Origin of the sequence: Pseudomonas sp. QD4, from assembly GCF_049199125.1 — a bacterium.
Classification (GTDB): Bacteria; Pseudomonadota; Gammaproteobacteria; order Pseudomonadales; family Pseudomonadaceae; genus Aquipseudomonas.
This window is the reverse complement of the sequence record NZ_JBLZOM010000001.1, coordinates 1399757-1413138: the sequence shown is the minus strand read 5'-3', so window position 1 is coordinate 1413138 and position 13382 is coordinate 1399757. Positions and strand designations below refer to the sequence as shown.

Genomic DNA, 13382 nt, shown 5'->3' with positions numbered 1-13382 from the left:
ACTCATGTCCCTGACTCTGTTGCATTCGTCGGCGCCGGTGCTGCTGGTCCGGCGCCGCCTGCCCTGGGGCCTGATCGGCCTGTTGCTGCTGGCCTTTGGCGCGGTGCCGCTGCTGGGCAACGACTATTGGCTGAACGCGATCCTGATTCCGTTCCTGGTGCTGTCCCTGGCTGGCCTGGGGCTCAACCTGCTCACCGGCTACACCGGCCAGACGTCGGTCGGGGCCGCGGGTTTCATGGCGGTCGGGGCCTTTGCCACCTACGGCTTCCTGCTGCGCCTGCCGGAGCTGGGGCTGCCGCTGGCGCTGCTGGGCGGTGGCCTGATCAGCGCCGTGGTGGGGGTGTTGTTCGGCCTGCCGAGTTCGCGGATCAAGGGTTTTTACCTGATGGTCACCACCCTGGCGGCGCAGTTTTTCCTGGAGTGGCTGTTCGTCAAATTCCCCTGGTTCTACAACTACGGTTCATCGGGGACCATCTCGGCGCCGAGCCTGAGCCTGTTCGGCCATGACCTCAACACTCCGGTCGGGCGCTACCTGCTGACCTTGGTCACGGTGCTGCTGCTGACCTGGGTGGCGCGCAACCTGGTGAACAGCCAGATCGGCCGCAACTGGATGGCGATCCGCGACATGGACACCGCCGCCGCGGTCATCGGCATCGGCGTGGTGCGCTACAAGCGCCTGGCGTTTGCCGTCAGCTCGTTCTACCTGGGGATCGCCGGCGCGCTCTGGGCCTTTGCCTACCTGGGCACGGCCAGCGCCGGCAGCTTCGATATCAATCGCTCATTCCAGATCCTGTTCATCATCATTATCGGCGGCATGGGCAGTCTCGCCGGCAACTTCGTCGGCGCGGCCTTTATCAGTCTGCTGCCGATCTTTCTCAGCCACGCCGGGCAGGCGCTGTTTGGCGGCGCGGTGGATGCCGGGCAGTTGCAGAACCTGCAGAAAATCATCTTCGGCGTGCTGATCATCGTGTTCCTGATCAAGGAGCCCGAGGGCCTGATCCGCCTGCTCGGCAACTTCAGGCAACGGCTGGCGCACTGGCCGCTGCGCTTCTGACCCCACCCCGTTCAACCCCTATTTCGTTAGAGAGCCACTATGCGTGCATCCTTGAGAGCGACTTTCCTGAAAATCAGCCTGGCCCGCGCCGCCCTGGCGCTCGCGGCGTTTGCCAGTGTGGTGCCTGCGGCCCAGGCCGGGCCGGACCAGCAGTTTTTCCCCCTGGCCACCTACCGGGTCGGGGCGTATGCCTCCAGCGGCGTGCAGGTGTGGGCGGGGATGATCGACTACCTGAACTACATCAATCAGGTCGAAGGCGGGATCAACGGGGTCAAGCTGGTCTGGCAGGAATGCGAGACCGAATGGACGGCAGAGAAGGGCATCGAATGTTATGAGCGCTTCAAGAAAGGCCTGGATGGGGCGCCGGTCGCGGTCTACCAGCCCAACGGCGCACCGGCGGCCTATGCCTTGAGTGAGCGCGCGGAGGTCGACAAGATCCCGCTGATCACCCTCGGTTATGGGCGCACCGAGGCCACCGACGGCACGGTGTTCCCCTATAACTTCCCGGTGATGCTGACCTTCTACAGCGAAGCCTCGACCCTGGTGAACTACATCGCCCAGCGCGAAGGGGGCTTTGACAAGCTCAAGGGCAAGAAGATCGCCACCGTCTACCACGACTCGGCCTATGGCCGCGAAACCCTCGGCCCGCTGAAATTGCTGGCGCAGAAATACGGCTTCGAGAATATCCAGATCCCGGTGGCCGATCCGGGCAACGAGCAGTCGGCGCAATGGCGGCAGGTCCGTCAGTTGAACCCGGACTGGGTGTTCCTGCGTACCTGGGGCGTGTCGACCCCGGTGGCGGTGAAGACCGCGGCGCGCTTCGGCTTTCCGGTGGACCATATCGTCGGCGATATCTGGGCCAGTTCCAGCGAAGACGTACTGCCGGCCGGCGCGGCGGCCAAGGGCTACCTGGCCTTGACCCCGTACCCGGCGGGCAGCGATTTCGAGATCCACAAGCGCCTCAAGCAGTCCATCCTCGACCCGGGCAAGAGTGATCTCAAGGACCTGAAAAACTTCGGCAGCGTCTACTACAACTCCGGGCTGGTGAATGCCGCCGTGGCGGTGGAGGCGATCCGCACCGCCCAGGGCAAGTTCGGCAAGCGCCCACTCAACGGCGAGGAAGGGCGCTGGGGCCTGGAACATCTGAATATCGACGATGCGCGACTCAAGGCCATGGGTTACCTGGGTCTGATGCAGAACCTCAAGCTCTCTTGCCGTGACCACGAAGGCGGCGGTTCGGCCCGGGTGCAGCAGTGGGACGGCAGCCAGTGGACCCTGGTCAGCGAATGGATCGCCGCCGATCGCGCTTTGCTGCGGCCGCTGATCGACGAAAAGTCGGCCGCCTTCGCCAAGGAAAAAAACCTCACGCCGCGCACCTGCACCGGGGATGAATAAGCCATGAGCCACGCCGCCAGCGCCGTTTCGAGCGACCCGCTGTTACAGGTCCGGGACATTGAAGTGATCTACGACGGCGCGATTCTGGCCGTGGCCGGGGTCTCCCTGAGTGTGCCCAGGGGCGGCATCGTTGCCTTGCTCGGGGCCAACGGCGCGGGCAAGAGCACCACGCTCAAGGCCATCTCCGGGCTGGTGCGGGCCGAGCGCGCGGAGGTCAGCCGGGGCAGCATCGAGTTTCTCGGCCGCGACACTGCGGGCGTCGACCCCAGCCACCGGGTGCGCCAGGGCATGGTCCATGTGCTGGAGGGGCGCCATGTGTTCCCGCAGTTGACGGTGGAAGACAACTTGCGCAGCGGCGGGTTTGTCCGGGGCCTGAGCCGGCGCGAACTGGCCCAGGACCTGGAGCGGATCTACGCCTGGTTCCCGCGCCTGAAAACCAAACGCAAGACCCAGGCCGGCCTGACCTCCGGCGGCGAACAGCAGATGGTCGCCATCGGCCGCGCGCTGATGACCCGTCCTACTTTGGTACTGCTCGACGAACCGTCCATGGGTTTGGCGCCTATTATCGTCCAGGAGATTTTCCAGATCGTCGCCCAGCTCAATCGCGAGGCGCAGGTGAGCTTTCTGATCGCCGAGCAAAACATTAATGTGGCGCTCAAATATGCTTCCAGCGCCTACGTGCTCGACACCGGGCGCGTGGTGCTGTCGGGCAGCGCCGACGAGTTGCTGGCCCGTGGCGACCTGCATGACTTCTACCTAGGTAAACACTGAACGTGAGAACCCCATGAGCGAACCACACAACGCCCAGGCCCACCCCGAGACCGGCAGCGCCGATATCCTGATTGTCGGTGGCGGGCTCAGCGGAGCCTTGCTCGCCGGGCAGCTGTTGCGCTTGCCGGGACGGCGCCGGGTGGTGGTGCTCGAGTCGCGCAGCGAGCTGGGGCGCGGCGAGGCCTACAGCGCGGTGGAGTTGGGCCATACCCTGAACGGCAATGCTGCGCGCATGAGTGTCGACCCGGACAACGCCGATGACCTGACCCAATGGCTGACCCGCTACCTGGCGGACGGCGGCTGGCCCGAGGCGCACGAGCAAGGGGTGCCGATCAGCGAGTTGTTTCCGCCACGGGGCCTTTTCGGCCTGTATGCCCAGCAATGGCTGGCCCAGGCCGAAGCGCTCGGCGCGCGCGAGGGATCGACCGTGCGCCATGTCCGAGGCGAAGTGGTGGACCTTGAGATCGATGCCGACGGCACGCTGCTGACCCTGGCCGATGGACGCCAACTGCGAGGCGCCTATGGGGTGCTGGCCACCGGCATGTTTCCCGCCGCGCGCACGCCGCAGACCGAATCCAGTGGCTTGAATGCAGCGGCGCTGGACCCCTGGGATGTGCAGGCCATGGCCCGGCTGGACCCGCAAGCGAGGGTACTGATCATCGGCTCCGGGTTGACCATGGTCGATGCCGTGGTGTCCCTGGAACAGGCCGGGCATCGCGGGCCGATCGAGGTGTTTTCCCGCCATGGCCTGTTGCCCCATGTCCGTCGCCAGCCGCCGGTGTGGGAAGACTTCCTGGCCCGGGATCCGGGTATTCGCAGCCCCCGGCAATTGCTGCGCGAGCTGCGCCGTCAATGTAGGGCGGCAATTGCCCAGGGGATTGACTGGCAGGCACCTTTGGACACGGTGCGTGCCCATATCGGCCGCCTGTGGAGCCAGGCCAGCGACCGCCAGCGCCGCCAGTTCGTGCGCCATGTACGGCCCTGGTGGGAGAGCCATCACCATCGCTCGCCACCCTTGAGCGCCGAGCTGGTGGCGCGCCTGCATGAGCAGGGCCGGTTGCGGATCCACGCGGCGTCGTTCCAGGGCCTGGAGCCTGGAGCGGATGGGCGCCTGGCAATTCGCATCCGCCGCCGTGGGGAGTCGCACACCACCCAGGTGCCGGGTGATGCGCTGATCAACTCCAGCGGTATCGAATACGACTGGCGCCGGGTGGCGCGCGCGCTGCCCCGGCAATTGCTGGCCCGGGGCCTGATCCAGCCCGGCCCGCTGGCCCTGGGGATTGCCGCCGACCCCGGTGGCGCGGTGCTGGATGCCCAGGGGCAGGTGTCCAGTCGCCTGTTCGCCATGGGTCCGCCACTGCGTGGTCTGTGGTGGGAAAGTACCGCCGTGACCGACGTCGCCCTGCAGGCCAAGCACCTGGCGGCACGCCTGGCCGCGCTGCCCCTGTAGCCGCAGCCACGTTGGTCGCTATGGCAGGCTGACCCAGCGTTGTTCCAGGGCCGCCAGGCGGATGGCCGTGGCCAGGCGCTCGACTTCCCAGGCCTCCTGGAAATCGGTGCCGCCCAGGCCCTGGCCGGCCACGGCCATCAGCAGCTCGTGAACCTCCAGGGTCTTCAGTTCGTTGTAACCCAACTGGTGGCCGGGAGCGGGGCTGAAGGCGGCGTAGCCGGGCAGGTCGGGGCCGGCCAGCAGGCGCTGGAACCCTGCTTCGCCGGCACGGTACAGCCGCAGTTCGTTGAGTCGTTCCTGGTCGAAGGCCAGGGTGCCGCGAGTGCCGCTGATCTCGAAGCTCAGGTGGTTTTTGTAGCCATGCTTGAGCCAACTGCTGCTGAACGTCCCCCGGGCGCCGTTGGCGAAACGCAACAGGGCGTGGGCCTGATCGTCCACGGCAATCGGCCGTTGTTCCTGGCTGCCGTTGCTGGCCGGGCGCTGGCGGTGCACGGTCTGGGTGTCGGCGCATACGGCGCTGACCGGGCCCATCAGGTAGCGGGCCATGGCCAGCAGATGGCTGCCGAGGTCGGCCAGGGCGCCGCCGGCGTGCTGCGGGTCGCAGCGCCAGGACCAGGGCGAAGCCGGGTCGGCCATGAAGTCTTCGCTGAACTCACCCTGGAAGCTGAGCAACTGCCCCAGTTCGCCGCCCTCGATCAGCTCGCGAGCGCGGACGATCATCGGGTTGTGCTGGTAGTTGTAGCCGACCCGAGTCACCACGCCAGCAGCCTTGGCCGCCTGCTGCATCTGTTCGGCCTGCTCGACGCTGACTGCCAGCGGCTTTTCGCAATACACCGCCTTGCCGGCCGCCAGCGCAGCCATCGCCATGGGGAAGTGCAGGTGGTTGGGGGTGGTGATGGCCACCAGGTGCACCTTGGGGTTGGCGATCAACTGCTGCCAGTCGCCGTGGGCCCGCTCAAAACCCCAGGCCGCCGCGCAGTGCTCGGCCCGCTGGCAATCGGCATCGGCCAGGGCGGCCAGGTGCAGACGCATGGGCAATTCGAACACCGCGCTTACATGACGAAACGCCAAGGCGTGGGCCCGGCCCATAAAGCCGGTGCCGATCAGACCAATTCCAAGCTCATGCATAGCCGCGCCCTTCAGAATTTTTATTTTAAGAAGGGCTATTTATGGAATAAATATTCGCTAATTGCAATCCGTGGAATAAAAATTCACACGCGCCAGTAACCGCTGCCGAGCCCGCGAGGCTGCGCTGGTCGCAACAGGCGCCATTGCAGTTCAGTGTGATTGGGTTGTTCGGGAAGGCCAGCGCAGCCTAGCGGCAGCGGTTACAAGTGCTAGGTTGCGCTGGCTGGAACGGGCTCCATGGTCTTTCAGATGGAGTCGTGTCGTCCGACAGCAGACGAACTCAGGAAAGGAACCCGCCATCCACATTCAAGGCCACGCCGGTGGTGTAGCTGGAGGCATCGCTGGCCAGGTACAGCACGGCGCCGGCCATTTCGCTGGGGTCGGCCACGCGCTTGAGGGGGATTTGCGCCAGTGCGGTCTTGAGGATGGCGTCATTCTTAACCAGGGCCGAGGCGAATTTGGTGTCGGTCAGGCCCGGCAGCAGGGCGTTGCAACGGATGCCGAACTGCGCGCACTCCTTGGCGAAGACCTTGGTCATGTTGATCACCGCAGCCTTGGTCACCGAATAGATGCCCTGGAAGATCCCCGGCGATATGCCATTGATCGACGCCACGTTGATGATGCTGCCGCCACCGTTGTCGCGCATCAGCTTGCCGGCTTCCACCGACATGAAGAAATAGCCGCGAATGTTCACGTCGACGGTTTTCTGGAACGCGCCCAGGTCGGTGTCCAGCACGTTGCAGAACTGCGGGTTGGTGGCCGCGTTGTTGACCAGGATGTCCAGGCGCCCGAATTGCTCGCGAATGCCGGCGAAAACCTGGCTGATCTGCTCCATTTCCCCGATATGGCAGGCAATCGCCGTGGCCTTGCCGCCGTCGGCAATGATGGCGTCGGCCACGTGCTGGCAACCTTCGAGCTTGCGGCTCGACACAATCACGTGGGCACCTTGCTGGGCCAGAAGCTTGGCGATGGCTTCACCGATACCGCGGCTGGCGCCGGAAACGAAAGCGATCTTGCCATCGAGGTCGAACAACTGGGTCTTGGACATGGTTATTCCTTGTTGTAGGCGAGGGGCGCCATCAGAGGCTGGATTTCTGGATGACTTGCAGGCTCATCTGCTCCAGCAGTTTGTTCATGTGAATGAACTGCGCGAAGCGTTTGTCCTGGGTCTGACCGTGGAAGAAGCGGTAGTAGATCTGCTGCACGATGCCCGCCAGGCGGAACAGGCCGTAGGTGTAATAGAAGTCGAAGTTGCCGATCTCGATGCCTGAGCGCTCAGCGTAGTAATCGACGAACTGCTGGCGGGTCAGCATGCCCGGTGCGTTGCTCGGTTGCCGGCGCATCAGTTGCACTGCTGGTGGGTCGCCGGCTTCGATCCAGTAGGCCAGGGTGTTGCCCAGGTCCATCAGCGGATCGCCGAGGGTGGTCAGCTCCCAGTCGAGCACGCCGATGATCTGCATCGGGTTGGCGGGGTCGAGGATCACGTTGTCGAAGCGGTAGTCGTTATGCACGATGCTCGAGGTCGGGTGGTCGGCCGGCATCTTGTCGTTGAGCCAGGCTTTCACCGCTTCCCATTTCGGCGCGTCCGGGGTCAGGGCTTTCTCGTAGCGGTCGCTCCAGCCGCCGATCTGGCGTTTGACATAGCCTTCGGGCTTGCCCAGGTCGGCCAGGCCGCAGGCGTTGTAGTCCACGCGATGCAGTTCGACGAACTTGTCGATAAAGCTCTTGCACAGGGCTTGGGTCTGGTTCGCGTCCAGGCCCAGCTCCGGCGGCAGGTCCGAGCGCAGGATGATGCCCTTGACCCGTTCCATCACATAGAACTCGGCGCCGATCAGCGACTCATCGGTGCAGTGCACATAGGCTTTTGGGCAGTAGGGAAAACCGTCTTTGAGCTGATTGAGAATGCGGTACTCGCGGCCCATGTCATGGGCCGACTTGGCCTTGTGGCCGAAGGGCGGGCGGCGCAGGACGAACTCCTGTTCCGGGTATTCCAGCAAGTAGGTGAGGTTCGAAGCGCCGCCCGGAAACTGGCTGATCTGCGGCGTACCGCTAAGGCCTGGAATATGCGCCTTGAGGTACGGATCGATCAGGTTGGCATCAAGTTCTTCGCCGGAACGAGTACGGGTGGACTGGTCAGTAAGCGCCATGCTTATCCCTTCTGCTTATTCTGGAGGCCAGAGATTATTGGCTAATCTAATGCGCACACCGGGCCGCCACAATCGTGGCGGGCCTTTATAGGTGAGCGTGTTGCCGGGCAATCATTGCTTTTGATACAAGCGTTTGAAAACCCCAGGCCTGACTCTAGTTCAGTTCGGCGCAGGCAGGGTGAGGGGCGTCAGCAAGGGTTGGCCGGAGAAGTAGGCCCGCAGGTTTTTACCGACCATTTCCACGGTGTCGCGGGCGGCTTCCGGCGAATGGCCGGAGACATGGGGCGTCAGCACCACGTTGTGCAGCACCTTCAACTCCTCGGGAACCTGGGGCTCGTGATCGAACACATCGAGGGCCGCGCCGGCGATGCTGCGCTGCTCCAGGGCGTGCAGCAGGGCGGCGGTATCGACCACGCTGGCGCGGGCGATGTTCACCAGAAAACCATCGGGCCCGAGGGCCGCCAGCACCTGTTTGTCGATCAACTGCCGGGTGTCGGTGCCGCCCGGGGTGGCGATGACCAGGTAATCCGATTGGCGCGCCAGCTCGGCCGGGGTTTCGCAATAGTGGTAGGGCAGGTCGGTGCGCGGCCGGCGGTTGTGGTAGCTCACGCTCATGTCAAAGCCCAGGGCGCAGCGTTTGGCGATGGCCAGGCCCACCGCGCCCAGGCCGAGAATCCCCAGGCGTTTGCCGGCCAGGGACGGGCGCATGACCTTGGGCCATTCGCCACGGCGCACAGCGGCATCGGCCCGGGGAATGTCACGTACCAGGCTCAGCAGCAGCGCCAGGGCATGGTCGGCCACCGACGAGGCGTTGACTCCGGCGCCATTGGTCACGGCAATCCCGCGGTTGCTGGCGGCCTGCAGGTCGACCTGTTCATAACCGGCACCGATCACGCAGATGATTTCCAGGTGCGGCAAGGCGGCGATTTCTTCGGCATGCAGGCCCAGCGGACCACGGGTCAGCACGGCGTTGATCTGCCCGGCATGGGTCTTGATGGCTTGGGCGCGCTCACTGGGCGTGGGTGCGAGGATCAGGTGAAAGCCTTGGGCTTCGAGAATTGGCAAGTATTCGTTGATAGTTTCAACCAGGACCAGAACAGTGGCGGGCATGGCGGGTTCCTGAGGCGGAGGACAGGGCGCTCAAGAGTGCTGGTTGGAGGGGCTTTTGGCAATCGCCGTCGGTGCGCAAAGGTTCAGGCCAGAGGCCTCGCAATCAGGTCTTGGGGAAAAGCCCGCCAGGGCGGCGGGCTGATCAGGGTGACGTCAGAACGCGATATCCACGGTGTTTTCCAGGCGTACGAAGGCACCGTTGAGGGTGGCGTTGTGGTGATCGATGATCGCCTTGGCCGTCAGCACGGGAGTGTCCATGCAAGTGTGGGCATCGGCTACCAGCACGGGCGCAAAACCCAGGTCTGCGGCGGCGCGGCAGGTGCTGTCGATGCAGTATTGAGTCTTCATGCCGACGATCACCAGTTGGCCGATGTCGGCAGCGTGCAGGCGCTCGGCCAGTTCGGTGCCGAAGAAGCAGTTGGGGCGGGTCTTGTCGAACAGGGTGTCGTGTTGCTCATCCAGCTCCAGTGTCGGCAGCAACTGCCACAATGGGCTGCCGGCATGAATGGGCGACTCGGCCGGGCCGGTGTGGCGCACGGCGAAGATCGGCACGCCGGCCTGGCGGGCGCGGCGGATCAGTTGGTTGATGTTTTCCAGTACGCGTTCGCGTTCGAAAGGTTTGTCCGGGCCGTTGAACAGTCCGACTTGCATGTCGACGACCAGCAGGGCGGGGCGCTTGGCTTGGGCTGATGGCATGGTGTTTCTCCTTGAAAGCCAGCTGGACGGAGAAACAAAAGGCCCCGTCCATCGCTGGCGGGGCCTTGGTGTCACTGCGCTGTATTCAACTCTCGCAGCCACCATCCGACCCGCCGAAGGCAGTCGTGGTGGTGGAGGTGGGGTTGAGCGCGTAAATATTCATGGGGTCCGATCATGCCGTCGTCGCCCCAGGGCTGTCAACGTCGCGCGCGCCATTCACACTGCCCCTGTAGCCGCTGCCGAGCCCGTGAGGCTGCGCTGGCCGGAGCGGGCGCCGTGGGGTGTCAGGTATGGACACGTAGCTGCTGATGGCCAGCGTCCGAACGCGGGCCGAGCCGTCGGCAGCGGCTACAGCCATGCCGGCAAATACACCGTTCCTCAGCTAAGTCTTTGCTTCTGTTACCGAATCCCGGACAATCGCGCCCCTGTTTCGACCAGGGCGCTGCCTGTCGGGTTTTCCGACTCGTCCTGGCCGAGTGGCAAATGACCGGAATGCGGAGATCCGACCGGATGAATGATCAGGCCAATAGCGTTGATCAACGCTTTGAAGCGACAGCCCCAACGACCCTCAGTCGCTGGGATCGCCATGACACCACCTGGATGCTGGGCCTGTTCGGCACCGCCATCGGTGCGGGTACCCTGTTTCTGCCCATCAACGCGGGCCTGGGCGGTTTCTGGCCGCTGCTGATCCTGGCGCTGCTGGCATTCCCCATGACTTTCTACGCCCACCGGGGCCTGACCCGCTTCGTGCTTTCCGGGCGTGACGGTGCGGACATCACTGACGTGGTGGAAGAGCATTTCGGGCTCACCGCCGGCGCATTGATCACTCTCCTGTACTTCCTCGCGATCTTCCCGATCCTGCTGATCTACAGCGTGGCCCTGACCAATACCGTCGACAGCTTCATGACCCACCAGCTGCACATCGCGCCGCCGCCCCGGGCGATCCTGGCCCTGCTGCTGATTTTCGGCCTGCTGGCGGTGGTGCGCTGTGGCGAGCAGGTGATCGTCAAGGCCATGAGCCTGATGGTCTATCCGTTCATCGTTGCCTTGCTGTTCCTGGCGGTGTTCCTGATCCCGCACTGGAATGGCGGCATCCTCGCCACCGTCAGCGATGTCCCGGCGCCTTCGGCCTTCCTGCATACCCTGTGGCTGGCGATTCCGGTGATGGTGTTCTCGTTCAACCATTCGCCGATCATCTCGGCCTTTGCCGTGGACCAGAAGCGCCGCTATGGCGAACACGCCGAACAGCGCAGCTCGCAGATCCTGTCCCGCGCCCACCTGTTGATGGTGGGCATGGTGCTGTTCTTCGTCTTCAGTTGCGTGCTGACCCTGTCGCCGGCGCAACTGGCCGAAGCCAAGGTCCAGAACCTGTCGATCCTGTCCTACCTGGCCAACCACTTCAACAACCCGACCATCGAATTCGCCGCGCCGTTGATTGCGTTCGTGGCCATTGCCAAGTCCTTCCTCGGCCACTACATCGGTGCCAGTGAAGGCCTCAAGGGCCTGATCGGCAAGAGCGGCCGGCGCCCGGGATCGAAAACCCTGGACCGGGTCACCGCCGCTTTCATGCTGGTGATCTGCTGGGCCGTGGCGACCCTCAACCCGAGCATCCTGACGATGATCGAGACCATGGGCGGCCCGGTGATCGCGACGATCCTGTTCCTGATGCCGATGTACGCCATCCACAAGGTGCCGGCCATGGCTCGTTATCGCGGTCAGGCTTCCAATGTCTTCGTGACCCTGGTCGGCCTGGTGGCGATCTCGGCGCTGGTGTATTCCCTGAGCGTCTGATCTGCCGCGCTCTACTGACCGCCCCGGGTTGCCGCCCGGGGCGGTTTTTTTTGCCCGGAACAAGGCGCGACATGGGCACGCTCGCCGAGATATCTGATTGATATCAAGAGTCTTGCCGCGATAGCGACTAAGCTTGGGGGCCACGATCGACCTCCAGGATTGCATCGCCTTGCCGTCTCCCGAACTCCCTGTTGTCCAGCGTCCGGAACGCTCCCGTGACCTGCTGGCCGGCCTGTCCATTGCCGGCCTGTTACTGCCCGAGGCGGTTGCCTATTCGAGCATCGCCGCCTTGCCGCCCCAGGCTGGGGTGATTGCCCTGTTTGCCGGCCTGCTGTGTTATGGCCTGCTGGGTAACAGCCGGTTTGCGATTGTCTCCGCGACCTCTTCTTCCGCGGCTGTGCTGGCAGCGGCGACCCTGTCCCTGGCCGGCGGTGACAGTGCCTTGCGCATGAGCCTGGCGTTTGCGCTGGTGCTGTTGACCGGCGGCTTCTTCGTCCTGGCCGGATTGTTCCGCCTGGGCGGGGTCACGGCCTTTATCGCCAAGCCGGTGCTGCGCGGTTTTGCCTTCGGCCTGGCCCTGACCATCGTCATGAAGCAGGTGGCCAGCGTGGTCGGGGTCCACCTCACGGACCCCAACCTGGTGCGGTTCCTGCCGCAGTTGCTGGAGCAGCTGCCGCAGTGGAACTGGGCCGGCGGCGCCGTGGCGCTCACGGCGTTGCTGGTGCTTTGGCTGTGCGGGCGGATTCGCTACCTGCCGGGCGGGTTGCTGGTGGTAATCCTCGGCATCGCCGCCGGGCAGTGGCTGGACCTCGAGGCCCACGGGGTCAAGCTGATCGGGGTGATTGAACTCAAGCTGGAAGTGCCGAACCTGCCGGTGCTGCCGTTTGCCGACTGGTTGCGCCTGGGGGAGCTGGGCTTTGCCATGGTGATGATCCTGTATGCCGAGTCCTATGGCTCCATCAGCTCATTTGCCCTGAAGCACGGCGACCGGGTGTCGTCCAACCGCGACCTGCTGGCCCTGGGTGCGTCCAACCTGCTCTCGGGGCTGTTTCACGGGATGCCGGTCGGCGCCGGTTATTCCGCGACCTCGGCCAACGAAGCCGCCGGCGCCACCTCGCGTCTGGCGGGGCTGACGGCGGCGCTGGTGATGCTGGTGATCGTGCTGACGGTATTGCCCTATATCGCCCTGACCCCGGAACCGGTGCTGGCGGCAATCGTGATTCACGCCCTGGGCCGAGGCCTGAGTCTGGAGCCCCTGGGGCGTTATTTCATCTGGCGTCGCGACCGGCTGCTGGTGATCTGCGCGGTGGCCGCGGTGTTGGTGCTGGGGGTGCTGGACGGCCTGCTGATGGCGGTCGGGGTGAGTATCGTGCTGATGCTGCGCCAGCTTTCGGGGGCGGATATCCAGATTCTCGGGCAGTTGGGCAGCGGGCATGATTTTGTCGACCTCAATCGCCATCCCCAGGCCCGGCAAGTCCCCGGGGTGTTGATCCTGCGGCCGAGCGAGGCGTTGTTCTTTGCCAACGCGGAACGGATCCTGGGCGGTGCGCTACGGCTGATCCGGCATGCCGAGGCGCCGGTGCACACCGTGGTGCTGAGCCTGGAGGAATCCCCCAACCTGGACGGCACCAGTATCGAGGTCCTGGACGATTTCTTTCTGCGGGTCAGCCAGGAACACAAGGGCCTGGCCCTGGCCCGGGTCAAGCACAGGGCGCGGGCCGCCTTGCTTGCGCTGCCTTCGACCGAGGCCCTCGGGGTGCTGATCAGCGGCACCAGTGTCGATGACACGGTGCAGGCGGCGCTCAATATCCGGCCCGCTGAAGACAAATCCCAGGCATAA

The 13382-nt window shown here is 64.5% G+C and carries 11 protein-coding genes; 6 read left to right on the top strand and 5 right to left on the bottom strand.

Features of this window, described 5'->3' with window-relative positions:
• The first annotated feature begins 4 nt into the window (after nucleotides 1-4).
• From ACOZJV_RS06020 to ACOZJV_RS06005, 4 genes are read left to right on the top strand one after another with little or no spacing between them, the layout of a single operon-like run.
• A complete protein-coding gene (locus ACOZJV_RS06020; protein ID WP_421547086.1) occupies nucleotides 5-1054 on the top strand; it encodes a branched-chain amino acid ABC transporter permease in 1050 nt (349 codons plus the stop codon).
• A 39-nt stretch (nucleotides 1055-1093) separates the two neighbouring features.
• Entirely contained in the window at nucleotides 1094-2449 is a 1356-nt protein-coding gene (locus ACOZJV_RS06015) for an ABC transporter substrate-binding protein (protein ID WP_421547085.1), read from the top strand.
• Between the two features lie 3 nt (nucleotides 2450-2452).
• Nucleotides 2453-3220: an ABC transporter ATP-binding protein gene (locus ACOZJV_RS06010; RefSeq protein ID WP_020300647.1), complete on the top strand. Its 768-nt coding sequence runs from the start codon at nucleotides 2453-2455 to the stop codon at nucleotides 3218-3220.
• A 13-nt stretch (nucleotides 3221-3233) separates the two neighbouring features.
• Nucleotides 3234-4670 carry an FAD/NAD(P)-binding protein gene (locus tag ACOZJV_RS06005; RefSeq protein ID WP_421547084.1) on the top strand — a complete coding sequence of 479 codons (1437 nt, stop codon included), beginning with the start codon at nucleotides 3234-3236 and terminating at the stop codon, nucleotides 4668-4670.
• Nucleotides 4671-4688: 18 nt separating this feature from the next.
• Here the strand turns inward: ACOZJV_RS06005 and ACOZJV_RS06000 are convergent, their stop codons facing one another.
• The 5 genes from ACOZJV_RS06000 to ACOZJV_RS05980 all read right to left on the bottom strand — a co-directional run bounded on the left by ACOZJV_RS06000 (nucleotide 4689) and on the right by ACOZJV_RS05980 (nucleotide 9751).
• Nucleotides 4689-5798: a Gfo/Idh/MocA family protein gene (locus tag ACOZJV_RS06000; protein WP_421547083.1), complete on the bottom strand. Its 1110-nt coding sequence runs from the start codon at nucleotides 5796-5798 to the stop codon at nucleotides 4689-4691.
• 280 nt (nucleotides 5799-6078) lie between these two features.
• On the bottom strand, nucleotides 6079-6846 hold the full coding sequence (locus tag ACOZJV_RS05995; RefSeq protein ID WP_020300650.1) for an SDR family oxidoreductase: 768 nt from the start codon (nucleotides 6844-6846) through the stop codon (nucleotides 6079-6081).
• 31 nt (nucleotides 6847-6877) lie between these two features.
• Entirely contained in the window at nucleotides 6878-7945 is a 1068-nt protein-coding gene (locus ACOZJV_RS05990; protein ID WP_078471429.1) for a phosphotransferase family protein, read from the bottom strand.
• A gap of 159 nt (nucleotides 7946-8104) precedes the next feature.
• Nucleotides 8105-9055 (bottom strand): 2-hydroxyacid dehydrogenase, encoded by a 951-nt coding sequence (locus ACOZJV_RS05985; protein WP_421547082.1) that lies wholly within the window; start codon nucleotides 9053-9055, stop codon nucleotides 8105-8107.
• Between the two features lie 153 nt (nucleotides 9056-9208).
• Complete coding sequence (locus ACOZJV_RS05980; RefSeq protein WP_078471427.1) at nucleotides 9209-9751, bottom strand: cysteine hydrolase family protein; 543 nt, start codon at nucleotides 9749-9751, stop codon at nucleotides 9209-9211.
• A gap of 510 nt (nucleotides 9752-10261) precedes the next feature.
• On the opposite strand from ACOZJV_RS05980, the gene ACOZJV_RS05975 reads away from it, so the two are divergent.
• Nucleotides 10262-11542 carry a serine/threonine transporter gene (locus tag ACOZJV_RS05975; RefSeq protein ID WP_421547081.1) on the top strand — a complete coding sequence of 427 codons (1281 nt, stop codon included), beginning with the start codon at nucleotides 10262-10264 and terminating at the stop codon, nucleotides 11540-11542.
• A 169-nt stretch (nucleotides 11543-11711) separates the two neighbouring features.
• On the top strand, nucleotides 11712-13382 hold the full coding sequence (locus ACOZJV_RS05970; RefSeq protein ID WP_421547080.1) for a SulP family inorganic anion transporter: 1671 nt from the start codon (nucleotides 11712-11714) through the stop codon (nucleotides 13380-13382).